The organism is Streptomyces gilvus (genome assembly GCF_022513565.1).
Classification (GTDB): domain Bacteria; phylum Actinomycetota; class Actinomycetes; order Streptomycetales; family Streptomycetaceae; genus Streptomyces; species Streptomyces gilvus.
Genome location: NZ_JAKWBE010000032.1, coordinates 20211 through 43184, shown reverse-complemented (window position 1 = coordinate 43184; position 22974 = coordinate 20211). Strand labels below are relative to the sequence as shown.

Sequence of the window (22974 nt, the reverse complement as noted above, 5' to 3'; positions counted from 1 at the left end):
GGACCCGGCGGTGCTGACGGACGCCTGCCCGTAGCGCGCCGGTGTATACCCCGCGACGGGGAATGAGCTGGGACGGGCGGGAACGGAATGATCGGGGGACGGGCGGGAAGGAGCGCAGGAGCGGGCGGGGAATGACCCGCTCGCGTCGCGGGTACCCCGCCATCCAGGAGATGGAGGGTAGGGTGCGGAAGCCCGTGGTGGGAGAGGAGACCGCGTGGGTGTCCGGAGCCAGATTCCCCTTCCGACCGAGGGTGCGTCGCCGTGGCTGACGGTGTCCCCGCTGCCGGAGTGTCATGGGCTGCGCGTGGCGGGCGAGGTGGGCCTGGCTACGCGCGCAGACTGGGAGAGGGCCCTGGAGCGGGCCGTGCGCGAGGGTGGGCGGGTGTACCGGCTGGAGCTGTCGGCCGTGACCTTCGTCGACGTAGCGGGAGCGGGCGCGCTGGCGGCCGCCGCGCAGACCCTCGAGGAGGGCAGGAGGATCGTGCTGCAGCAACCGCCACCCACCCTGCGCCGCCTGCTGGACATGTTCTGGCCCGGGCTGCCGGCGATCGAGGTGCACACGCCATGACCGTCACGACCGAGCCCCACGACCCCTTCGTCCACCCCGCGCTCTTCTACGCCGACGAGCGGGAGTACCTGCAGGGCACCGTCCCCTTCGTGCGGGCGGCCCTCAAGGCCGGTGAACCGGTCGCTGTCGCCGTGCCGACCGAGAACCTCCGGCTGATCCGCGACGGCCTCGGGGCCGACGCCGACGCCGTACGGTTCCTGGACATGCGGGAGGCCGGCCGCAACCCCGGCCGGATCATCCCCGGCGTGCTGCGGGCCTTCTCCGACGCCCAGCCGTCCGGCACCCGCGTCCACATCATCGGCGAGCCCATCTGGGCCGGCCGCAGCGCCACCGAGTACCCCGCCTGTGTCCAGCACGAGGCGCTGATCAACGCCGCGTTCCAGGGCCGTACGGCGACCATCCTGTGCCCGTACGACACCCGGCGGCTGGCCCCCGAGGTCATCGCCGACGCCTACGCCACCCACCCCACCCTCGTGCGCGGCGCGTCCGGGGTGACGGAGGACAGCAGCGCGTACGCCCCCGCCGAGATCGTCGCCCGCTACAACGAACCCCTGCCGCCGGTCCCGGACGCCCCGGTGTTCGCCTTCGAGGCCGCCTCCCTCAGCGAGGTGCGCCACCTGGCCGTGGCCGAGGCCGCCCGGCTGGGCCTGCCGTCCGCGCGGCTCGAGGACCTGGCCCTGGTCGCCGCCGAACTGGCCACCAACAGCGTGGTGCACGGCGGCGGTTCGGGCTCGCTGCGGGTGTGGGCCGAGGACGACTCGGTGGTGTGCGAGGTACGGGACAGGGGCCGCCTCGTCGACCCCCTGGCCGGCCGCCGCCCCGCCTCCCGCGACCAACGCGGCGGCCGCGGCCTGCTGTTGGTCAACCTGGTCGCCGACCTGGTGCGGCTGCACAGCGGCGACGAGGGGACCACGGTGCGCTGTTGGTTCGTCCGCTGACGGCCGCCGCGAACCTCGCTCGCGCGGGACTGGCTTCCCCACGCGTTCACTTTTTACGCTGGAAGCCGGGGGCGCGCGGAGACTCGGGGGCGCGCAGTGGACTCAGGGGGGCTTCATGGGAGCCGCGACATCGCCGGTACCGAGCACGACACTGGGCGCCGAGGACCTGCCACCGCTGTTCCGGGTGAGTGACCAGTGGGCGCTGCGGCATCAGAGCGAGTCCTTCAAGGCCGTCCGCACCCACCTCCTCGTGCTCCTCCTGGCCACCACCGCCGCCGTGCTGACCGAGCGGGTCTCCGGGCATGTGTGGACGGTGTTCGCCGCCGTGCTGTACGCGCTGACGATCGTCCTCGGGCTGCGCACCTCGCGCCGCCGCTCCCGGGCCCGCTGGCAGGCGCACCGGGCGGCCGCCGAACTGCTGAAGTCGCTGGCCTGGCAGTACATGGTGCACGGCGGCCCGTTCCACTCCCGGGTCGCCGACCCGGACGGCCTGTTCGCGGCGCGGCTGGAGGAGCGGCTGCGGGAGTTGCGCAGTTGCGGCTGGGAGGACTCCCGGGGCGGGCCGTGGGAGCGGGGCGAGGGGCAGATCACGCCGCAGATGCGGGCCGTACGGGCCAAGTCGTTCGCCGCGCGCCGGGACATCTATCTGCGCGACCGGCTCCTGGAGCAGACCGTCTGGTACAAGAACCGGGCCTCGCGGGCGCACCGCGCAGCCGCCCGCTGGTCGGCCGTCACCGCGGTCCTGACCCTGCTGGCGCTGACCGCCGCGATGCTGCGGACCGTCGGCCTGCTCGCCGGCGCGGACCTCGCGGGCCTGCTGAGCGCGGCCGCCGCGGCGGGCGTCGCCTGGCAGGAGGTACGGCGGCACGGACCGCTGACCCACGCCCACTCCCTCATCGAACAGGACCTGGAGACGGCCCGGATCGCGATGTCGACGACCGTGACGGAGGCGGGATGGGCCGACGCGGTGGGGGAGGCGGAGCGTCTGATGTCACCGGCGCACACGGAGTGGCTGGTGCGCTTTGGCAGTTGACGCGGTGTCAGTCGGCGGCTGGTGCGAGTGAGGGGGGCAGTGGGCGGCCGGTGCGTGTCAGTCGCGGTGCACGCCGTCCCGCCACAGCACCGTCACCGGCACCCGGGTGCGCCGTGCGTACGCCACGATGTCGCCCGTGCCGCCCGGGCCGCGGGCCGGGCGGCCGTCCCAGACGGCGATCAGCCGGTCTGAGTGGTCCACGATCCAGCGGCCCGCCGCGAAGTACGCCTCCTCGTGCGTCGGTTGGAGGGGCAGGTCGACGCGGGTCGCGCAGGAGCCCAGGAGCCTGCGGTAGGTGTCGCGGGTCTCGGCGTCGCCCAGATGGGCCTCGTAGTCCATGCCCGGTATCACGGCCGTCACCGGGACGCCGTGGGCCAGCGCGATGTCCGCGAACAGCTGGTCGGCGCCGGCCGCCAGACTGCTGATGGCCTCCAACTCGACGCCCTCGCGGCTGAATTCGCGCCGCAGGGCGGACCGGACGTACGGCAGGACGGACAGCGGGATCGAGCGGTGTCCGGTCACGCCGATGCGGATGACGCTGAGGCGGGGGGCCGCTGCCGCCGCGTCGAGGAACTGAGTGGTATGGACTGTCACGGAGCGTCCCCTCCCGTCACCATCGGTGAATCCACCCTAACCCAGGGCGACATGGCGCGCACGGGGCGCACCGGCTCATATCCGTGACCTCCGGGCCCTGGTGGCCCGTCGTCGCCCCGTGTCCTCGAGGCTCAGGGGGCCAGCGGGTCGAGGACCAGCGGCTCGATCTTGCCCTCCAGCATGTACCCCAGGCCCTGTACGGCGCACACGCCCGGCTCTTCGGCGATGTGCACGGGCATGCCGGTGGCCGCGCGGAGCATCTGGTCGAGGCCGGGGAGCAGGGCCGAGCCGCCCACCATCGTGATCCCGCGGTCGGCGAGGTCGGCCACCAGGTCGGGCGGGCAGTCGCGCAGGACGCGTCCGATGCCGTCGAGCACCGCGGTCAGGGGCGTCTCGATGGCGTCCCGCACGGCGGCGGTGTCGACCCGCACGGAACGGGCGAGGCCGGTGGCGACGTCCCGTCCGTGGATCTCGGTGGAGGCGGGCCCCTGAAGGGTGAGGCCGTTGCCGGCGAGGGCGAGCTGCAGGGGCCGTACCGACTGGCTGGGCAGCATCAACTCGTGTTCGTGGCGCAGGTGTTGGACGATGGCGTGGTCCACGGCCTCACCGCCCACGGGGATGCGCTCGGCGGTCACGATGGATCCCAGTGACAGCACGGCCACCTGGGTGGCCGCGGCCCCGCACATCATGATCATGGTGGCTTCCGGGCGCTCCACGGGCAGCCCGCAGCCCACGGCGGCGGCGATGAGGGTGTCCACCAGTTCCACGCGCCGGGCGCCGAGCCCCACGAGCGTCTCGATGGCGGCCCGCTGGGCGAGCGGATCGGCGTCGTGCGGGGTGCAGGCCGCCGCGCGCAGGAAGGGCTTGCGGCGCAGGGTGCGGCGGATCTTGTCGCCGAGCAGGTGCCGGAGCATGCGCTGCGCCATCTCGATGTCGACGACGGTACCGCCGGAGACGGGGCGGACGACGCGGATGTAGTGCGGGGTGCGGCCCGTCATCCTCTCCGCGAACTCGCCCACGGCGATCAGGGCGCCGGTCCTGGTGTTCACGGCGGCGGCGGAGGGCTGGTCGACGACGAGTCCGGCGCCCTTCACATAGACGCGGGTCCGGGCCGCCCCCAGGTCGACGGCGAAATGGCAGCGGCGCAGCTGCTCCAGACTGGCGGTCATGGCGGGTCCTCCCGAGAGCGCAGACCGTGGGGACCGCCGGGGTGGGCGGACCTCGTTCCTCGGCCCGCCGAGCGGCGGGCCTCACTGGAATCGTGCGGGGGCGGGGTCGGGGGCGCCGCTTGGAGGGGGCCGGGTGGGGTGCGGCTGAATGGGGGGCTTACGGCATATGGCCTATGACCGGTTCGGCGGCGGCCCCGCGATACCGCGGATGACACCCAGGTCCACCAGGTCCTGGGGCCGGATGCGGAGTTGGTCGGCGGTCGGTTCCGCCTGTTCCGGGGGGCGTTTCAGGATCGCGGCCGCGAGTTCCGGTGCGATGACGGAGAAGTAGCTGTCCGGGGTGGCGTACGTGGTGCCGGGCGCCGCCAGGGCCAGCGCGCCGCCGGAGCCGCCCTCGCCGATGACCAGGGTCGTGATCGGGGTGCGGGCGGCGGCCACCGCGCCGAACAGCTCCGCGATCGCCGCCCCCGCGCCCCGCCGCTCGGCCTCCGCGTCGTTCGCGGCGCCCGGGGTGTCCACCAGGGTCAGGACGGGGATCCCGAGCCGGTCCGCGAGTCGGATCAGCCGGGCGGCGGTGCGGTAGCCGGCGGGCCGGGTCGCGGTGCCGGCCTGTGCGGCGAAGGCGACGGTACGGCCGTCCCGCTCACCGAACCCGCAGAGCATCCCGGCATCGGTGCCACCGCACCGGTCACCGCTGAGCGCGAGGCGACGGGTGAAGTAGGCGTCCAAGTAGGCCTCGGCGCGCGGGCGTCGAGGCGAACGAGCCCGTTGCACGGCCTCCCAGCCGGTGCGCGGGAGGTCACCGGCGCCCAGGGCGTGGGGCACGGGGGCGGGCTCGGTGCCGGACCGGGCGTCCGGTGTGTCACCGCCCGTGCCCCGCCGCTTCCCGCCGTCCGTCAGCAACCGCAGCCACAGGCCCAGTGTTTCGCGCAGGTCCGTAGCCGGTACGACCGCGTCCGCCGCGCCGTTCGCGACCTGGGCCTCCGCCGTGTACGCCGACGGGTCCGCGTCGGGTGGGCGCACCCGGGAGCCGGCGAAGCCGACCTGGGCACGGGGCAGGGCGAGGACGATGTCGGCGCCGGCGCCCAGGGTGGCCCAGCCGCCGCCCGTCGTCGGGTCGCGCAGGACGGCGATCTGGGGGAGACCGGCCTCGCGGGTGAGCGCCGACTGCCGTGCCACGCGCTGGAGTTGGGTCAGGGCGAGCATGCCCTCCTGCATACGGCTGCCGCCGGTGGCGACCAGCGGGACGACCGGCAGCCCCTGTTCGCGGGCGTGGCCGTACGCCGCCTCCAGCCGGTCGCCGGTGCGTTCGCCCAGCGAGCCGCCGAGGAAGCCGAACTCGAAGGCGATCAGCACGGCCCGGGTGCCCAGAACGCTCGCGGTGCCGCAGACCACGGACTCCGACTCGCCGGTGCGCTCGACGGCGCGGGCGCGCGAGGCGTCGTAACCCTGCCAGGTGAGGGGGCCGTCGGGGGCCGACTCCTGTGACTCCCGTATGGGGGAGGGGAGTTCGGTGAAGGTGGCGGGGTCCGTGACGAGTGCGAGGACCTCTCGGGCCGAGAGGCGTTCGGTGTCAGTCACGGGTCAGGGCCCGCTTCATGATCTTGCCCATGTCGTTGCGGGGGAGGGAGGAGAGGAAGCGCACGACCCGGGGGCGCTTGTGGGGGGCGAGGCGGCGCGCGACATGGTCCGCCAACTCGCCGTCGGACGGGGGCGACTGGGGGTCCTCCGGGACCACCCAGGCCACGATCCGCTCGCCCAGGTCCGCGTCCGGCTCCCCGGTCACCGCCGCCTCCCGTACCCCCGGATGTTCCAGCAGCGCGTTCTCGATCTCCCCCGCCCCGATCTTGTAACCCCCGCTCTTGATCAGGTCGGTGGCCTTGCGGCCGACGATCCGGACGTAGCCGTCGGCGTCGCGCACCGCCATGTCGCCGGTGCGGAACCAGCCGTCGGCGGTGAAGGCGCCGGCGGTGGCGTCGGGCCGGTTGAGGTAGCCGGTGAAGAGGTTCGGGCCGCGCACCTGGATCTCGCCCACGCTCTCGCCGTCGTACGCCGTGATCGGCGTTCCGTCCTCCTCCACGAGCCGCAGGTCCACGCCCGGCAGCGGCAGACCGACGGTGCCGGGGCGCGGCTCGCCGTCGGCCCGGACGCTGGTGTTCATCAGCGTCTCCGTCATGCCGTAGCGCTCCACGACCCGCTGTCCGGTCGCCGCCGTGATGCGCTCGTGGTCGTGCACGGGGAGGGCCGCGGAACCGGAGACGAGCAGCCGGGCCCGGCCCAGCGCCCGGCCCAACTCCGGATCGTCCGGGAGCGTCTGGGCGATGCGGTGGTACATCGTCGGTACGCCGAACAGCATGGTGGCGCCGTTGTCGAGCTCGTGCGCCACGCCCTCGGTGGTGAAGCGGCCGAGGTGGCGGACCGAGCCGCCGCGCCGGAGCGGGCCGAGGACGCCCAGCACCAGGCCGTGCACATGGAACAGCGGCAGCCCGTGCACGAGGACGTCGTCGCCGGTCCACTGCCAGGCGTCGGCGAGCGCGTCCAGGGTGTGCGCGATCGCCCGGCGGGGGATGACGGCGCCCTTGGGCGGCCCGGTGGTGCCGGAGGTGTAGACGACGAGGGCGGGGTCCTCGTCGGCGACGGCGGGGGAGGGAAGGGTGCTCCCGGAGCCGGTGACCTCGACGTCCAGGCGCGGCAAGTCGCGTACCGGCGAGGGGAGTTCGTCGCCGGGCGCGGCCAGGACCAGGACCGGTGCGCTGTCGGACAGGATGTGCCCGAGCTCCTTCTCGCCCGACTTCGGGTTGAGCGGCACCGCGGCCACCCCGGCGCGCAGTGCGGCGACCACGGCGACGGCGGTCTCCAGCGCGGGCGTGGCCCACACCGCGACCCTGCTGCCGGCGGGCAGCCGTGCCGCCAGGGCGCCGGTCGCGCCCGCCAGCTCCGCATACGTCAACGACCGGTCGCCGAACCGCAGGGCGACCTGCCCGTGGGGGCTCTCCAGGGCCGGGAAGAGAGGGGACACGCGATCTCCTGTCCGTGTGCACGCGAGCGTTGAGTCCGGTCGGAGATCGACCCTACCCACGAGTGACGGACCGGGTACGGTCGCCTACGCCGTCACCACGTCCGCCACCACACAGCTGACGTTGTCCGGGCCGCCCGCCGCGTTGGCCTCCGTCACCAGACCGTGGACCGCCTCGGCGGGCGTCCGCGCGTCGGCCAGGAGGGTGCGCACCCGGGCGTCGGGGACGATCGTGGGCAGGCCGTCGGAGCACAACAAATAGCGGTCGCCCGCCCGCGCCTCGTGCAGCCCCAGGTCCGGGGTGCCGGTGGTGAGCCCCTTTCGTTCCTCGCCCCGATGCTGGGGCTTCCCCGAGGGGGAAGGTCAATCGGGTTGCCGTGCTCGTGGCCGTCCTGGTTAGCCTGCGGTGGTCCGCCCCGCACCCGAACGGAGTCCCCCGTGCCCCGCATCGCCCTCGCCACCTACGATTCCCGGCCCGAGCCCAACCGCGACCGCGACCTGCCCGTGCTGCTGGCCGCGCTGCGCGAGGCGGGGGCCGAGGCGGACGCCGTGTGCTGGGACGACACCGAGGCCGACTGGGCCGCGTACGATCTGGTCGTCATCCGCTCGACCTGGGACTACAGCTGGCGCGCGGCCGAGTTCGTGGCCTGGGCGCACAAGTGCGGCACGGTCACCCGGCTCGCCAACCCGGCCGAGGTGGTGCGCTGGAACACCGACAAGCGGTACGTCGGAGACCTCGCCGCGGCCGGCGTGCCCGTCGTCCCCACCCGCTACCTCGCCCCCGGGGACGCCCCCGGCCTCCCCGAGGACCACGAGTACGTCGTCAAGCCGACCTCCGGCGCGGGCGCCCGGTATGCCGCGCGGTACACGCCCGGGCAGCGCGAGGAGGCCGTACGGCATCTCGCGCGCATGCACGAGGAGGGGTTCACGGCGATGGTGCAGCCGTACATGCGGGCCATCGACACCGGCGGTGAGCGGGCGCTGCAGTTCTTCGGCGGCCGTCTGCTGCACGCCAGCCGCAAGCGGGCCGTCCTCCAACCCGGTGCCGCCTACGACGCCGACAAGGTGCCCCACCCGGACCTGGAGCCCTGGACCCCGACCCCGGCCGAACTCGCCGTCGCCGAACGCGCCCTGGCCTCCGTACCGGACGCGCCCGAGCTGCTGTACGCGCGCGTGGACCTCGTCGACGGGGACGACGGCGAGCCGCGGGTGATGGAACTGGAGCTGGTGGAGCCGAACCTGTTCCTGTTCCTGCATCCGGGGTCGGTGGAGAAGGTGGTGGCGGCGGTACTGGAGGCGGCCGGCGGGTGAGCCGGGGGCTCAGCCGCCGACGGCCACCCGCTGCAACAGGCCCCAGGTGAACTCCGCGACCACCTCCCGCCGCGTCCCCTCCTCGTCCGGGGCCGTGAACGCCAGGCCCCAGCGGGTGGGGGCCGTGCCCTCCAGGGGGCGGGCGGGGGCGAAGGCGCGGGCGGTCTCGTCGACCGTGCAGGACCAGGGGGTGAGGTCGGCGATCGTTGTGAGAACCGGTCCCTGGGCGTGCGGGGCGCGGATCAGCCACTCGTTCCAGACCGCGCCGTTCGGGGCGAGCAGGACCTCGAAGCGCAGATCGGGCCAGAGGGGAACGGGCCACAGCAGGGCCTCGCAGTCCAGGTCGCCGATCCTGCGCCGTACGACCGACTCGGGTTCGCCGAGGATCGAGCGGTAGCGGGAGGCGGCGGCGCGGGCCCTCGGGGAGTGCAGCATCGCCTGCCAGCGCTTGTTGGCCTCCCGCATGTCCGCGATGGAGACGCCCAGCGCGTGCCGGGCGTCCTCCACCAGGTCCGGGTTGTGGTCGGCCATACGGCGCAGCAGGACCAGCTGGAAGTCGAGGGGCGTGAAGGGACTAGCGGGGCGCTTCGCGGACGGCATGTCCTCCATGGTCGCTCAGGCCACTGACACCGGGGCGGCGGCCGTCCGGCAGGAACAATACGGAGTTGACGTAGCGCGGGTGGCTGCGGAAGGGCAGGACGCGGCCCAGCAGGCCCTGCGCCACGACGTGCTGGACGGACGCCTGATGGGCCTCCAGGGGGAAGCGGGCCAGCGGGACCCAGCTGGTGCCGGGCAGCACCCAGCCGTCGTAGCCGAGCAGCGACAGATACGTCACCACCGGGGCGATCGGCTGGATGCGGGACTCCAGCTCGACGAACAGCGCCGGGCGGTCGCGGGACAGGACGCCGGTCGCGCCGCGCAGGACGGCCAGTTCGTTGCCGTCCACGTCGATCTTGATGAAACCCACGTCCCGCAGGCCGAGTTCGTCGAGGGTGACGCACGGGACGTCCAGGGCGCGAGCGTGGATGTCCCGGCGGACCAGGGAGGACACGCCCCGGTCGCCCGCGTCGTCCGGCGGCAGCCACAGCCGGGCGATGCCGGGGCGGTCGGAGGCGGCGGCCTGCACGACCCGGACGTTCGGCGGGGCGGCGGAGGTCAGCAGCCGGGCCAGGTGCGGGACCGGCTCGACGGTCACCACCCGGCGGGCCCGTCTCGCCAGACGGCGGGTCCAGGGGCCGTACCAGCCGCCGACGTCCACGGCCGTCCCGCAGCCGGCCGGACACAGCTCCCCGAGACGGGCCAGCTCGGGCTCGAAGCGCGGATAGACGGCCCGGGCGGTGGCGGCGACCAGCCGGACGGGGAGAAGAGGGGCCAGCCGGGCGGCCACGGTGCGCGTCTGGGTCACTTGACCATCCGTTTCAACAGAGCATCGTGCTCGTCCTCCGACACCTGCTCGCCGGAGGAGGGCAGCAGCTGCGGGATGCCGTCGACGATCGGGTAACGGCGGTGCAGGCGCGGGTTGTAGAGAGCTTCATCGGCCGCCGGCCCGTCCGGTGCGAGCAGGTGCAGCGGGCCCTTGTCCAGCGGGCAGGCCAGGATCCGCAGCAGCGGGTCGTCGGGGTTCATGGTGTCAACTCCTTGGCACCGACGGGGGGTTGTTGTGGTGCGGTGTCGTGCTTGGGCATGGCCAGCAGGACGGAGACGGCGAGCGCGGTACCCGCGAGGCGCAGAGCGAGCCGCAGCGGGTCGTGGGGGAGCGCCTCACCGAACGACAACGTGCCGAGTACGGCGGTGTAGAGACAGGTCACCGTCGTGCACACCGGCACGATCAGCGAGGCCCGGCACCGCTGCAGCGCGGCCTGCGACATGACGAGGCCGAACGCGCCGGTGAACATCAGGATGTACGGGTACGGAGAGCGCAGTACGCCAACGACGGCTCCGCCCAGCCCACTTGTGGTCAGGTAGCTCGACACGCCCTTGATCGCGAGCGAGCTGACGCCGTACAGCAGCCCCACCGCCACGCCGTACTCCACGCCGGTCGTCGGCGCGCGGTGCCGGTGCCGGGAGCGGCGCTCGGCGGCGCCGTACAGCCACACGCCACCCGCCAGCGAGGGCACGCACACCAGCAGGATCAGCTGGTACGGGGCGCTGCGGCTGACCGTGTCCGAGCCCTCCTTCAGCGAGAGCACGACCATCAGCAGGGCCGCGAGGATCGCGCCGAGCGCGTACCGTTCCCGGCCCGTGGTCTCCTCGCCCAGCAGCCGGGCGGAGAGCAGGACCAGCAGCACCAGGCCGGAGACGAAGATGCCCTGGGCGGCGGCGATCGGGAGCGTCCGGTAGACGACGAGCTGCGCGCCGAAGCCGGAGGCGAGGGCCAGGGAACCGCCGATCCACAGCGGACTGCCCAGCACCAGCCGCAGCAGCCGGGCGGGCTGTCGGATGGACACCTCGGGCAGCGAGGTCAGGGCCCGTTTCTCCAGGACGAAACCGAGGCTGTACAGGGTGTTCGCCATCAGGGCCGCGATCACTCCCCACCACATGGCGCGCCCCCTAGGTCTTTCGCGCGTGCAGAAGAAGGATCGAGGCGAGCGACGGTCTGGAGCAGGCGAGCCGGTCGAGGGCGCGCAGCGGACGCGGTACGCCGTGGAAGGGGGCGCCTTCCAGTCGTACGACCTCGAAACCGGACGCGGTGACGAACTCCCGCAGCGCGCGGGCGGTGTAGAGCCGCAGATGACCCACGACCTCCCTCCCCGGCCGCCCGTGGATCCCTCTCAGGCTCACCTCGGAGAACACCGGCTGCACGCCCGCCGCCAGCAGGGCGCGGTTGTACCAGGCCGCCAAGTTGGGGGTGGAGAGCATGAGATGGCCTCCGGGACGCAGGACGCGGCGGATCTCGTCGAGGGCCGCGTCGGGGTCGACGAGGTGCTCGATCACCTCGCTGAACAGCACGGCGTCCGCCGAGCCGGTCCTGAACGGCAGCCCGCCGCCCGTGAGTTCGCCGCGGACGGTGTACGACAGGTGGGCGCGGGCCCGTCTGAGGGCGTCCTGGGACCAGTCGACGCCGACGATGCGGTGGCCGGGGAGCAGCGGGGCCGCGGTGGCGGCCGCCGTGCCGTCGCCGCAGCCGATGTCGAGGACGGTGCGCGGGGTGCCCCCGCCCGTCGCCGGACCGAGGGCGCCGGCGAGCATACGGGCCTGGCGGAGGCTGCGGGGGGTGCCGGAGGCGACGGGGACGGACGGGTCCTCGTAGAAGTCGCGGAGGTCCTTGGGGCGGGGGGCGGTGGTCGTCACGGGGTGACCTCCGTCGCGTGCAGATAGTGCTCGAACAGGTCCCTGAGGTGGGCGCCGTCGCCGTGGCTGAGCAGGGCGCGCGACCAGCGCAGGGCCAGGTGCAGGCGGCCCGCGGTGGAGGCGGTGGTGACGGTCAGGCCCCGGGGCATCCGGGCGGGGGCCGAGAACCACACGGCGTGCGCGCGGCCGGCCTCCTCGCCGAAGTCCAGGGGGTAGGGGATGCGGCCGATGTTGCTGAGCAGGGTGGTCGAGGTCCAGGGCGCGGCGGCCCTGCGCAGACCACGGGTGAGCGCCGCACGCCAGGCGACCGGGGTGACCGGCGCGGTCAACAGGGCTGCCCCGTGGCCGAGTTGGGGGCGGGGGAGGGACTTGAGGGCGCGGGTACGGGTCGCTGTGCGCTGCAGGAGGCGGGGCATGTCGGTTTTACCGCGGGTAATCAACTCCTCTGTGGCGAACGGCACTTCGACCAACCGGGTGCCGTTGCCGATGGGCATGCTCGCGTCCCTGGGGCGGTCGTCCACGGGCATGGTGATGCGCAGCGGGCGGGGTTCGGCGCCGTGTTCCCTGTTCCAGTGCGCGATGGTGAGGGCGGTGGTGACCATCAGCTGGTCGTTCACCGTGTAGGGGGAGCCCTTGGGGCGGTGGGGGAGGGGGAGCTCGGTGACGAGCATGCCGTTGCCGGGGGACGGTTCGGGGGTGCCGGGGGCCACGCGGGCGGGCGGGGACCAGTTGGAGGGGGTCTCGGCGGCGGGGGGCGGGGATTCGGGGGCGCGGACGGGGGGAGCGGCGGGGGAGTTGTCCCGGCCACCGTAGATCTCGGCGGCGGTGGCGAGCACGCGGAGACAGGCGGGGCCGTCCAGGGCGGTGTGGTTGATGGTGAGAAAGAGGACGGTGCCTTTGCCGGCGGTGCGGTCGGGGGGAGGGGGTGCGGTCCCGTCTGGCTGAGGGGGTGTGGTCGCGGCGGGGCGACGGGGGGTGGCCGGGTCGGGCCGACGGGGGGTGGCCGGGTCGGGGTGAGCGGGTGCGGTCCCGTCTGGCTGACGGGACACGGTCCCGTCAGCCAGACGAGGCGTGGTCGCGTCCGGTCGACGGCGTGAGGTGGCGGGGGGTTCGCCGACCGCGTCCGTGGCCTCGCTGCCCTCCACCGGTCCCGGGCCCTCCACCACCTCCAGGCGGATCGGCGGGGACAGGGTCAGGGGCGGGGCCGCCGTGAGGGCGCGGGTGCGGGCGTCCCGCAGGGCGCCGCGTCCACCCGGCGGGAAGGTGACCACCTCGACGTCCGGTTCCGACGTCAGTTCCCACTCGTAGCGGCGCCGGTACCAGCGCCCCGGCGCCTCACGCATCAGGATGCGCGGGTGGCGGCGCAGGGCCTCGGCGAAGGACGCCCGCAGACGGTCGCGGTCGAGTCGGCCCGGGAGATGGACCTCGATGTGGACCGTCTCCGGTTCCTCCTCCTGGAGACAGTGCCGGGCGACCTCGTCCACGACCGGGAACGGTATGCGGACCGGCGGCCGCACCGGGCCGTCGGCACGGGCGGGATGCTCCAGTGCGGTCATGACGATGCGCTCCCCCTGCCGTCCTCCGGCTCCGGCTCCTGTCCCTGCGTGGACGGCCCCGGCTTGCGCAGCGGGAACCGCGTGGTCGGCGAATCGGACTCGAGGGCTCCGGGACCGCGCGCGGACACGGTGTTGCCGGAGGCGGGCGGTGCGAGCAGCCCGGGGCCGGGACGCGGGGCGGCGTTGGAGGCGGACGGTGGGGGTAGTCCGGGGCCGGAACGCGGGGCGGCGTTAGAGGACTCGGTTCCCTCCGCGTCGGCTGCCCTCGGCTGTCGACCGGTGCTCGCCCAGCCGCCCGGCGTGCCGCGTTCGGGAGAGCCCGGCGTCTCGCTGACCGCCTCCCCGCCTTCGGCGGTGGCCTGATGTGCTCCGCCGCTGCGGGACCACGGCTCGCCACCCTGCCCGGCCTCCGCTCGCGCCCCGCCCTCCTCGGCGGCCCGATGCGCACCCTCATCTCGGGGCCACGGCCCGCCGCTCAGCCCGGGCTCCGGCATTCGCTCGCTCGGAGTCCGTGGCTCGGTCTGCCGTTGTGGCTCTGTGTGCGGTGCGCGTTCTCCGAGTTCTCGGTGGTGTCTCCTCGGCAGGGTCTGTGTCGGCGCCTCCGAGCCCGGTGCCGTTCCGGTCGTGAGGCCTGTCGCGCTGCCCGCTGTCGCCGGGGGCAGGATCGCCGTGGAGCCGGGGCCCTCGTCCGGTTCGCGTACGGCGACGACTCCCGCGAACAGGCCTATCAGCGCGAGGAGTTGGGCCGGGTGGCCGAACGCCCCGTGGCCCGCGCCCGGGGGTTCGCCGGCGCCCGTCGCCGCCGCGATGCCGGCGCCCGTGAGGGCGACGAAGGCGACCGGGACGAGGAGTGCGTGCCGGCGGTGGGCGAGCAGGGCCAGGGCCGGGACGAGCAGGGCGAACCAGCCGGCGATCAGCACGGCCACCACCGTCAGAGCCACCGTGCCGAGCCACAGACCCGGCAACGGGGCGACCCGCTGCGGCTGGTCGGGATTGGCTTCGCGGCGGCGCCAGACGACCAGGCCGATCAGCACCGCCAGCCCCACCGCACCGCCGATCAGCCCGCCCTTGTACGTCGTCGCGGGCTCGTACGACAGCTTGACCGTGCCGCCCGCCCCGGCCGGCACCCGCCAGCCCTGCTGCCAGCCGTCGAGACGGACCGGGGTGAGCTCCTTGCCGTTGAGCGTGGCCTTCCAGCCGTCGTTGTAGTTCTCGTACGTGGTCAGGTACGTCGCCGCGCCCGAGCCGACGCTCACCTCCCGGCGGTCGCCCAGCCAGTCCCGTACGGTCAGTTGACGGGACGCGGCGGCCGTGGTCTGCGTCGCCACCGTGCCCCGGGTCAGCGTGACGTCCGTGAGCGTGAGCGGTCCGGCGTCCCCCGCCTCCAGGCGGTGGGTTCCCGACGTCAGCTCCAAGTCGGCGTCAGACCGACCCTGCTGACAGAGCGTCACATCCACCTGTCGGCGCTGCGTCAGGTCCCTTGCCGTCCCCTTGACGGCCGTCTGGTACAGCTTTCCGTCCACCGCCACGTCCGGTCCCTGGCCGCACGGCAGGGAGAAGGTCCGGCTCGCGCTCGGCTGCGGGGTGCGGTACTGGTCCAGCGCCGGGATGTACGCCTCGGAGAAGCCGACGGGGAGTTGCAGGTTCTCGTCGGCGACCGGGTTGTGCAGGGTCAGCGGCGCGGTCTGGGTGACCGTGATGTCCAGCCGGTCGGTGGTGATCGGGTCGAAGCGGACCACGCCGTTCTCGTCGACGCCGGCGATCGTCGCGCCGTCCGGGGAGCTGATGTCGACCTGGGTGGCCCGGGTCGACAGCCCGCCCGCGGGAGCGAGCACGATCTCCCCGATGGGCTGTTTGCCGCTCCAGCTGAGGTGGATGGTGGGCCGGTCGCCCGCGATCCACGCCGTGGTCAGGTCGCCGTCGGTGAGGTTGCGCGCGGTCAGACCCGCACCGAGGGCCGCCGTGGAGTCGGCGGTCGCGACGATGCGGTTCTGCTGGTCGGGGGCGACCCGGTAGAGCAGCCTGTCCAGCGCCGCACCGGTCACCGGAACCGCCTCGGCCTTCATCGTGTACGTCCCCGCCGTGGGCGTGGTGAAGGAGCGGTGCAGCCCGTTCTCCGTACCGGTCGCGGAGAGGCCGGTGGGGTCGGGGGTGCGGTGCAGGGAGATCTCCGTGGCCGAGGCGTCGGCGTTGTCCGCGTCCGTCGGCAGCCGCAGGACCCGCGTCACCTGGACGTGGGGCAGGGCGATCTCGGAGAAGCCGGCCCCGGTGAGGCCGGTGCGGCGGGCCACCGACTCGACGATCGTGAGCTTCATCCAACTCGTCGCGCCCGCCGGCGCCTTGATGGTCTGCGTCTGGCCGCTCGGCTGGAGGAAACTGGTCCTGGACCCCTTCTCCGTCTCCACCCGCACCTTCGTCGCCGCCGACCGCACGCTCTCCTGCGGCAGCGGGGTCACCTTGAACGACGACGGCATGTCGTACGTCCCGCTGAAGCCGATCCGCAGCCACTGCCCGTCCGGCGAGCCGGGCGCGCCCTCCGCCCACGCGGTGTCCGGGTTGCCGTCGAAGGCGTTCACGGGGTCGTACTGGGGCAGGTAGAACAGCCAGTTGCCGCTGGAGGACGCGGTCACCGTGCGGGCGCCGCGCAGCTGGGCCACCGTCTGGTGGTCGAGGCCCTTGACGGGGAGGATCTGGTGCGGCTTCCTGCCGGCGTCCTGGGTGGCGTCCGGCGAGTTCCGTTCCGAACTGGTGTAGGTGTAGGACGTGTTGGCGCTGACCAGTCCGAACCGGGTGTCCGCGCGCCGCAGTCCGTCGCCGACGATCTGCAGGGACGGGGTGCCGAGACCGGGAGTGTTGTCGCCGGTCAGTACGGTCGCCCGGTCGCGCAGCTGGGAGGCGAGCGGCAGCAGCGCCTCGGGGCCGCCGGAGACGACGGCCGTGTCGGCCACGGACAGCAGACGCGCCTGGCCGGGGCGCGGGACGTTCTTGTCGGTGGGTTCGTAGATCTCCACCGCGCGCCGGCGCGGGTACAGTCCCTCCACCTGGAGCGGCGCGTCATGGGCGATCACGCCGCCCGTCATCACCGGCCCGAAGCCCGTCACCCGGACGTACCCGGACTGTTCCAGCGTCCGCTTCACGGTCGTGGTCGGCACCGAACCGATCTGGTTCGGGTCGAGGTCGTTGCGGACGACGACGTAGTAGATGCCGGCCCGGCTGAGATAGTCGGCCAGCCCCGGGACATCGCTTCCGGAGGCCAGCGCGTCCTCGACGGCGTCCATCGCGCGCCGGTTGCCGGGGGTGCCGAAGGGGACGTAATCCCGTTGCGCCCAGCGGGACTTGGCGAGGACGTCGAGGGGCTGGTCGATGGGGGAGCCCCAGCTGTAGAGGCCGTGCGCGGTGGCCGGGACCACCAGGGCACGCGAGTCGGGGGAGTACTTCTCCAGCCAACTCGCCGTGGTCTTCCAGTACTTGGGCAGCTCCTGGAAGGACCCCGGGTTGAGGATCGACCCGTTCAGATACGGCCACAGCAGACCCGGGAGGATCAGCACCGCAGCGATCAGCGGCGCGAACCGGCGGCCCCGTACCGGCCGGGCGCCGCGCGGTTCGGCGGCCACGCCCACCAGATGGGCGAGGCCCAGCACCAGCGCCAGGGCGAGGCCCGTCTGGAACTTGTAGATGTTGCGGAAGGGGACCAGCCAGCCGTTCAGCCAGTCCTGCACGACTCCGTGGAAGGGTGCGCCGAACGCGCCGCCGTACCCGGCGAGCAGCACCAGCACGGTCGACACCACGGTCAGCACCAGCCAGCGCCGCTCCGGTATGTCCCGTCTGGCCAGCCCCGCGAGGCCGAGCCCGGCCGCCAGCGCCGAGCAGACGATGACGATCACGGACGCGGCGACCGTCCACCCGGCCGGCAGCCACGCCTGTCCGAAGTGCAGATACGCGACCCAGTTGCCGGCCCCGCGCAGTGCCTCCGTCGCCGACATGGTGGCCGTGGTGGTCTGCGAAGTCTCCACGTAGGGAAGGAAGTTCTCGCCGTAGACGCCGAGCATCAGCAGCGGGATCCACCACCAGGCCGTAGCCACGACCACACCCGGCACCCACCACGCGATCAGCTTCCGCTGCCGTGGACCCGGCGGCCGGGACAGCAGATACAGCCCCACCGGCAGCAGCGAGGCGAGCGTGGAGGCGCCGTTGACACCGCCCATGAACGGCACGACGAGCGCCGAGCGCAGGGCGGCGACCCGCGCGCTGTAGCGCTCGTCGGTCAGCGGCAGCAGCACCCACGGCAGAAAGGCGCCGGGCAGCGCGGCGGCCGAGGTGGAGCCGACGACGATCGTGAACATCGGCCACAGCGCGTACGCGATCCCGGCGAGCAGCCGCGATCCGCCGCTGCCGACCCGCAGCCGCTCGGCCAGCCGCAGGGCGCCCCAGAAGGCCACCGACACGATCAGCGACAGCCACAGCCGCTCCGCCAGCCACACCGGCAGGTGCAGCACGTGCGCCAGCCAGTAGAACGGCAGCATCGGCCACAGATAACCGGCGTACTGGTCCTGGATCCCGCCGAAGGACCCCTGGTCGTGCCACAACTGCCCCAGGTCGGAGAAGAACGCGCCCGGGTCGATGGTCACACCCAGCTTGGTGTCGAAGGTCTGCCGCCCCGGGTGCACCACCAGGAACAGCACGAACACCACGGCCCAGAACCCCGCCAGCCAGCGCCGCGACCGCGGTCCCTCGGGAGGACCCGCGGTGGCCGCGGTGGTGGGGACGGCTGCCGGAGGGGGAGCCTGGACCGTGGTCGTCGTCATGGTGGACACCGCCGGAGGATGAGAAGGAGGTTCCAGGTGGCCAGCTCCCTGATGCCGGGGGCCTTCACTACGGTCTCGGCGAGGAACGGCCAGTAGCGGGAGCGCGCCGAGACGACCGTGACGTCGTCGCGGGCGCGCACCTGCCGCAGGGTGGTGCCGATGTGGACGGCGAACAGGTTCTCGCCGAGGGTGTGCTTGGCGGGCTTTCCGGTACGGCGCCGGTAGCGGGCGCGGGCCCGCTCGGCGCCGAAGTAGTGCCAGGGCGCCCACTCGTGGCCGCCCCAGGGCGACAGCCAGTTGGTGAACGACACGTAGATCAGGCCGCCGGGCCGGGTCACGCGCGCCAGTTCGCTGAGGAAGGTCTGCGGGTCGGCGACATGCTCCAGCACGTTGGAGGAGAAGGTGACGTCCGCGACCCCGTCGGCGAGCGGCAGCAGATAGCCGTCCGCGATCACGGCGCCGTCGGGCGGCTTCTCACCGAGCTCCCGTACGTCCGGTTCGAAGAGGTACGCGTGCGCGCCCCGCCGCCGGAACTCCTCCGTGAACCAGCCGCCCCCGCCCCCGACGTCCACGACCGTACGCCCGGCGACGGACCCCCCGTAGGCCTCGACCTGGTCGGCGGCGTCCCGGGCGAGCAGCCCGTAACAGCCGTCGGGGTCGTCCTGCTCGTGCCGGAAGGCCCGAAGGAGGGCAAGGGAACGTCGAAAGGAGGGGTCCTTCAGCGCCCCGAAGGGGCGCGGGGAACCGCGCGACAGGCCACGATGCTCCCGCAGTCGCGTACGACCCTCGCCGATACGGTGATGAGGCGTCATGGGCCGCCCCGAACCGCCTCTGCGGCCACCGCGCGGAACTGTCTGACGGTGCGGTGCCAGCGGAAACGCGCCGCCCGGTCACGTGCCGCCTTGCCCATCGCCTCGCGGCGGCGGCCCGACAGGGCGAGCGTGCACCAGGCCGCGGCGAACGAGGACTCGCCCTGCACGAGGACACCGGTCTCCCCGTCCACGACGGAGTCCCGCAGCCCCGGCACGTCGAAGGCGACCGTCGGCGTCTCCCGCGCCGCCGCCTCCGTGACCACCAGCCCCCAGCCCTCCACGGCGGAGGGATGCAGCAGCAGCCAGGCGGCGCACAGCAGCCGGTGCTTCTCGGCATCGGAGACATGGCCGGCGAACTCCACATCAGGACCGGCGAGTTGCTGAAGCCGCTCCCGTTCGGGTCCGTCGCCGACGATGACCAGCCGGCCGCCGGTCACCGGCCGCACCCGCTCCCAGAGTCTGAGCAGCAGATCGATCCGCTTGTACTCCACCAGCCGCCCCACCGCCACGAACAGCGGCTCCGGCGAACGGTCGGCGCGGGGGCCCGGCTCCTCCACACCGTTGTGGACGACACGGATGCGGTCCCGTTCGACGCCGATCGACCGCAGCGCGTGCGCGGTGGAGGGGGAGACCGCGACCAGCAGGCTCCGGTGCTGGGCACCGGTCAGCGCCCACTGCTCCAGTCTTCGGCCGAGCCGGGCGGCCGGCGTGAGGGGCCCGCCGAACCGCATCCTCCACAGATCGGTGTGCACGTGGTTGACCAGGCACACCGTGGGCCCGTGGTGCCAGTAGGGCGCCAGATACGGCATGCCGTTGCAGACCTCGACCAGCAGATCGGTCTCCCCGACCTGCCGGGCGAAGGCACCGCGGGCGCGCAGAAAGTGGGCGAACTCGCCACCGGCGGAGACGACCCGGTAGTCGCGGTAGGACGCGGGTCCGCCGCAGATCAGGGTCACCTGGTGGCCGAGGGCGGTGAGCCCCTCGGCGAGCCGGTCGACCAGCAGCTCGGAGCCGCCGGCCGCCGGGTTGTCCAGGTCCCGATGGGCGAGGAAAACGATTCGGCGCGGCTGTGGGGGGAGCGCCGGGAGGTGCTGCGGCGCCGGGGGATGTGCGGCGTGCAGCGAGGAAGGCACGTGCTGGGGCATGGGTGCTCCAACTCGTCTCAGGGTGCGGAACTCAGAGGTGGCTTTCCGGACTCGCTGTGGGGGGACTGAGCTCTTCCTGGGCGGGGGATGTGGACGGGTTGTGCTCGGGTGGGGTTGGACAGTTTTCGCCGAGCCGTCCGCCACGGCTACTCACCGACGTGACAATTTCCGGCTTTATTAGAACTGACGTCATGTCACATCGTGAGCTGAGGTGCGGATGATTCGGGCGACTCGGGACGCTTGCGTCCTCGTACCACCAGAGCACCACCAATCGCCGCCAGTACGAATCCGGCCACAGCCGCACCGACCGGCAACGTCTCACCCACCATGCGCAGTTGACCGCTCTCCTTCTTCGCCAGTTTCACCTGGGCCTTCTGCGTCCCCGTGGTGAACCCCAGTTTCCGGCTGTCGAGCAGCACCACGGCGTCCTTCTTCGAGCCGGGCGCGCGCAGGGTCCGGCGCGGGCCGACCTGGGCGTAGAGCACCCGCCCGGTGCGCTGGTCGACGACCAGCTCGATGCCGTGGTTGGAGTACCACTCCTCGGCCAGGACCTGCGGTTTGTTCTGCTGGCCGACGATCGTGCCCGGCACCAGGCGCGTCCCGATCTTCGTGGGCGCGACGGTTCCGGTGAACCGGTAACCCGTGTACCCCTGGACCTTCTTCGTACCCCGGTAGTGCAGCACCACGGTGTCGCCGAGCGAGTTGTCCCACCAGGTGTAGGAGCGTTTGTGCACGTCGAAGGGGAACTTGAGATAGGCGTCGCCCTCGAAGTAGGGATTCTCCTTGCAGCAGTGCACGGGCTGGTTGGTCCGCCGGTTCGTCACCCACCGGTTGAGGAAGAACTCCAGCGCGTCGTGCGGGTCGGCGGCCGGCAGCGACTTGTCGGTGTCGACGGTCGTCGTCACGTCCCACACCGCGTCGCCGCTCTTCTCGCTGTCCGCGACGTTGCCGCGCACCTGCTGGGTGACGGTGATCCGCTTGTCGTGCACGGTCTTGATCTCGTCCGTGTCGAAGTAGCTGCCGGTGCCGCGGTACACGGCGGTCGTGTCGATGTCGATCGGGTTCACGGCGGCCCGCGGCTCGACGTACCAGACCAGCATCGGCGCCAGGACCAGCAGAAACGTGCCGATTCCCAGCAGAATCAGAGAGAGGGGTGAGGCTGTACGGCGCATCCGGATACTCCAGGGGCGAAAGGTTGACGGAGTTCGGGCCGCTCTTGGGGCGGGAACCGTAGGCCCCTCTTGACGGGGTGTCAATGCTTGTCGAGACTGGGCCGACAGGCTGGGGTGGGACCACCGGGTGGGGACGACCTTTCGGACAGAGAGGCTGACCCTGCGATGTCCAGACTGCTCGCCGCCGCGCTGACCGTCGTGGCCGCCGCGGCCCTCGCCGTGGGCGCCGCCCTCGGCATCGTCGCCCTGCTCGACGCCACGCCCCACCAGCCCAACACCCCCCTGATCACCTACGAGCAAGCCCAGCAGGGGAGTTGACCGGTGGGGCCGGCCCGCTCACCCGCCGTCACCACCCGCTCGGCCTGGCACGACGTCCCCCGCCTCCAGGTCCGCCGGTTCGCCGCCATCGCCATGGCGGAGGCACCCGCGCTCGCCGAGGAGATCCTGCGCGAGATCCGCCGCGAGTACCCGCATCTGCCCGTCGTCCTCGACGAGTCGGGCGAACCGATGGCCCTGGTCGGAATCCGCCGCGCCATCGAGGTCTTCGTCCAGCACCTGGAGACCTCGGAGGGCCGCCCGACGGTCCCCCCGGGCGTCTTCCAGGAGTTCGGCAGGGGCGAGGGCCTGCACGGGCGCAGCCTCGACTCGCTGCAGGCGATCTACCGCATGGGCGTACGCCTCGCCTGGCGCCGTTTCGCCGAGATCGGCCAGCGCGTCGAGATCCCGCCGCCCGCGATGTACGAACTCGTCGACGCGGGCTACGAGTACCTCGACGGACTGGTCGACCAGTCCGTACGGGGCTACGCGGAGGCGGCCGCCCGACAGGCCGGGGAGCGTCTGCGCCTCCAACGGCGCCTGATGGAACTGCTGTTGGACGAGCACCACCGGGGCGACACGGCCGACGCGCTGACCGAGCGCGCCGCCCGCGTCGGCTGGCCCCTGCCCCGCAAGGTCGCCGTCGGCGTCCTGCTCCGCCCGGCGCGGGAGGCGGTCGCCCCCGCCGTCGGACAGGGGGTGCTGCTCGACATGGAGTACGAGCAGCCCCGTATGGTCGTGCCCGAACCGGACGCGGCCGGCCGCTCCGAGCTCCTGCACCGCGCGCTGACCGGCTGGTCCGGGGCGATCGGCCCGCCCGTCCCCCTGGCCGACGCGGCGAAGTCACTGCGCTGGGCCGAGGCGGCCGTACGGCTGATGGAACGGCGGCTGCTGCCGGCCGGGGACGTCCTGTACTGCACGGAACACACCGAGGCCCTGGTGCTCCTGCAGCCCGAGGAGCTGATCGACGACCTGGCCCTGCGCTGTCTGGCTCCCCTGGCCCACTGCGGTCCCACGCACGGACGCCGGCTGGCGGAGACGTTACTGGCGTGGCTGGAGACGCGAGGCGGGGCGCCGGAGGTGGCGGCCCGCCTCGGCGTCCATCCGCAGACGGTGCGCTACCGCCTGCGGCAGATCCGCGAGTTGTGGGGAGACGAGATCGACGACCCGGACCGCCGCTTCGAACTGGAACTGGTGCTGAGGGCACAGAGGTTGAGGGGAGTGCTGGGGGAGAAGGGACGGAGTTAGT

The 22974-nt window shown here is 73.1% G+C and carries 20 protein-coding genes and 1 pseudogene; 6 read left to right on the top strand and 15 right to left on the bottom strand.

What is annotated here, in order from left to right; genetic code table 11:
- Positions 1-214 precede the first annotated feature (214 nt).
- From MKW14_RS34100 to MKW14_RS34090, 3 genes are all read left to right on the top strand, one after another.
- On the top strand, positions 215-568 hold the full coding sequence (locus tag MKW14_RS34100; protein WP_240869647.1) for an STAS domain-containing protein: 354 nt from the start codon (positions 215-217) through the stop codon (positions 566-568).
- Complete coding sequence (locus tag MKW14_RS34095) at positions 565-1506, top strand: anti-sigma factor RsbA family regulatory protein (protein ID WP_240869645.1); 942 nt, start codon at positions 565-567, stop codon at positions 1504-1506. Before MKW14_RS34100 ends, MKW14_RS34095 begins: the two co-directional genes overlap by 4 nt.
- 115 nt (positions 1507-1621) lie before the next feature.
- Positions 1622-2539 carry a DUF4231 domain-containing protein gene (locus MKW14_RS34090; RefSeq protein WP_240869644.1) on the top strand — a complete coding sequence of 306 codons (918 nt, stop codon included), beginning with the start codon at positions 1622-1624 and terminating at the stop codon, positions 2537-2539.
- 57 nt (positions 2540-2596) lie between these two features.
- Here the strand turns inward: MKW14_RS34090 and MKW14_RS34085 are convergent, their stop codons facing one another.
- From MKW14_RS34085 to MKW14_RS34065, 5 genes and pseudogenes are all read right to left on the bottom strand, one after another.
- Positions 2597-3073, bottom strand: coding sequence for a hypothetical protein (locus tag MKW14_RS34085; protein WP_374116632.1), 477 nt, complete (start codon positions 3071-3073; stop codon positions 2597-2599).
- A 191-nt stretch (positions 3074-3264) separates the two neighbouring features.
- A complete protein-coding gene (locus MKW14_RS34080; protein ID WP_240869640.1) occupies positions 3265-4302 on the bottom strand; it encodes a rod shape-determining protein in 1038 nt (345 codons plus the stop codon).
- A 171-nt stretch (positions 4303-4473) separates the two neighbouring features.
- The gene (locus tag MKW14_RS34075; RefSeq protein ID WP_240869638.1) at positions 4474-5883 is read right to left on the bottom strand and encodes a carboxyl transferase domain-containing protein; all 1410 of its coding nucleotides are present in this window, start codon (positions 5881-5883) and stop codon (positions 4474-4476) included.
- Positions 5876-7321, bottom strand: a complete 1446-nt coding sequence (locus MKW14_RS34070; RefSeq protein WP_240869636.1) for an acyl-CoA synthetase — start codon at positions 7319-7321, stop codon at positions 5876-5878. Before MKW14_RS34070 ends, MKW14_RS34075 begins: the two co-directional genes overlap by 8 nt.
- Before the next feature lie 84 nt (positions 7322-7405).
- Positions 7406-7630: pseudogene (locus MKW14_RS34065) on the bottom strand (PP2C family protein-serine/threonine phosphatase); the annotation flags it as partial.
- Between the two features lie 126 nt (positions 7631-7756).
- On the opposite strand from MKW14_RS34065, the gene MKW14_RS34060 reads away from it, so the two are divergent.
- The gene (locus tag MKW14_RS34060; protein WP_240869634.1) at positions 7757-8629 is read left to right on the top strand and encodes an ATP-grasp domain-containing protein; all 873 of its coding nucleotides are present in this window, start codon (positions 7757-7759) and stop codon (positions 8627-8629) included.
- Positions 8630-8638: 9 nt separating this feature from the next.
- Here MKW14_RS34060 and MKW14_RS34055 read toward each other — a convergent pair whose 3' ends face one another.
- The 10 genes from MKW14_RS34055 to pgfA form a co-directional block, all read right to left on the bottom strand.
- On the bottom strand, positions 8639-9229 hold the full coding sequence (locus MKW14_RS34055) for a hypothetical protein (protein WP_240869633.1): 591 nt from the start codon (positions 9227-9229) through the stop codon (positions 8639-8641).
- Positions 9204-10034: an FkbM family methyltransferase gene (locus MKW14_RS34050; protein WP_240869631.1), complete on the bottom strand. Its 831-nt coding sequence runs from the start codon at positions 10032-10034 to the stop codon at positions 9204-9206. Before MKW14_RS34050 ends, MKW14_RS34055 begins: the two co-directional genes overlap by 26 nt.
- The gene (locus tag MKW14_RS34045) at positions 10031-10255 is read right to left on the bottom strand and encodes a Trm112 family protein (RefSeq protein ID WP_240869629.1); all 225 of its coding nucleotides are present in this window, start codon (positions 10253-10255) and stop codon (positions 10031-10033) included. The genes MKW14_RS34050 and MKW14_RS34045 overlap by 4 nt, the downstream gene beginning before the upstream one ends.
- On the bottom strand, positions 10252-11157 hold the full coding sequence (locus tag MKW14_RS34040) for a hypothetical protein (protein WP_240869752.1): 906 nt from the start codon (positions 11155-11157) through the stop codon (positions 10252-10254). The genes MKW14_RS34045 and MKW14_RS34040 overlap by 4 nt, the downstream gene beginning before the upstream one ends.
- Before the next feature lie 22 nt (positions 11158-11179).
- Entirely contained in the window at positions 11180-11920 is a 741-nt protein-coding gene (locus MKW14_RS34035; protein WP_240869628.1) for a class I SAM-dependent methyltransferase, read from the bottom strand.
- The gene (locus MKW14_RS34030; protein WP_240869626.1) at positions 11917-13476 is read right to left on the bottom strand and encodes a condensation protein; all 1560 of its coding nucleotides are present in this window, start codon (positions 13474-13476) and stop codon (positions 11917-11919) included. The genes MKW14_RS34035 and MKW14_RS34030 overlap by 4 nt, the downstream gene beginning before the upstream one ends.
- Positions 13473-18281: an alpha-(1->3)-arabinofuranosyltransferase domain-containing protein gene (locus tag MKW14_RS34025; protein WP_240869625.1), complete on the bottom strand. Its 4809-nt coding sequence runs from the start codon at positions 18279-18281 to the stop codon at positions 13473-13475. The genes MKW14_RS34030 and MKW14_RS34025 overlap by 4 nt, the downstream gene beginning before the upstream one ends.
- Positions 18278-19003 carry a class I SAM-dependent methyltransferase gene (locus MKW14_RS34020; protein WP_374116631.1) on the bottom strand — a complete coding sequence of 242 codons (726 nt, stop codon included), beginning with the start codon at positions 19001-19003 and terminating at the stop codon, positions 18278-18280. Before MKW14_RS34020 ends, MKW14_RS34025 begins: the two co-directional genes overlap by 4 nt.
- Positions 19004-19089: 86 nt before the next feature.
- Positions 19090-20238, bottom strand: a complete 1149-nt coding sequence (locus tag MKW14_RS34015; protein WP_240869622.1) for a glycosyltransferase family 4 protein — start codon at positions 20236-20238, stop codon at positions 19090-19092.
- 194 nt (positions 20239-20432) lie between these two features.
- A complete protein-coding gene (pgfA, locus tag MKW14_RS34010; RefSeq protein ID WP_240869620.1) occupies positions 20433-21410 on the bottom strand; it encodes a cell envelope lipid trafficking protein PgfA in 978 nt (325 codons plus the stop codon).
- A gap of 165 nt (positions 21411-21575) precedes the next feature.
- On the opposite strand from pgfA, the gene MKW14_RS34005 reads away from it, so the two are divergent.
- A complete protein-coding gene (locus tag MKW14_RS34005; RefSeq protein WP_240869613.1) occupies positions 21576-21728 on the top strand; it encodes a hypothetical protein in 153 nt (50 codons plus the stop codon).
- A 3-nt stretch (positions 21729-21731) separates the two neighbouring features.
- Positions 21732-22973 carry a PucR family transcriptional regulator gene (locus MKW14_RS34000; protein WP_240869611.1) on the top strand — a complete coding sequence of 414 codons (1242 nt, stop codon included), beginning with the start codon at positions 21732-21734 and terminating at the stop codon, positions 22971-22973.
- Position 22974 lies beyond the last annotated feature (1 nt).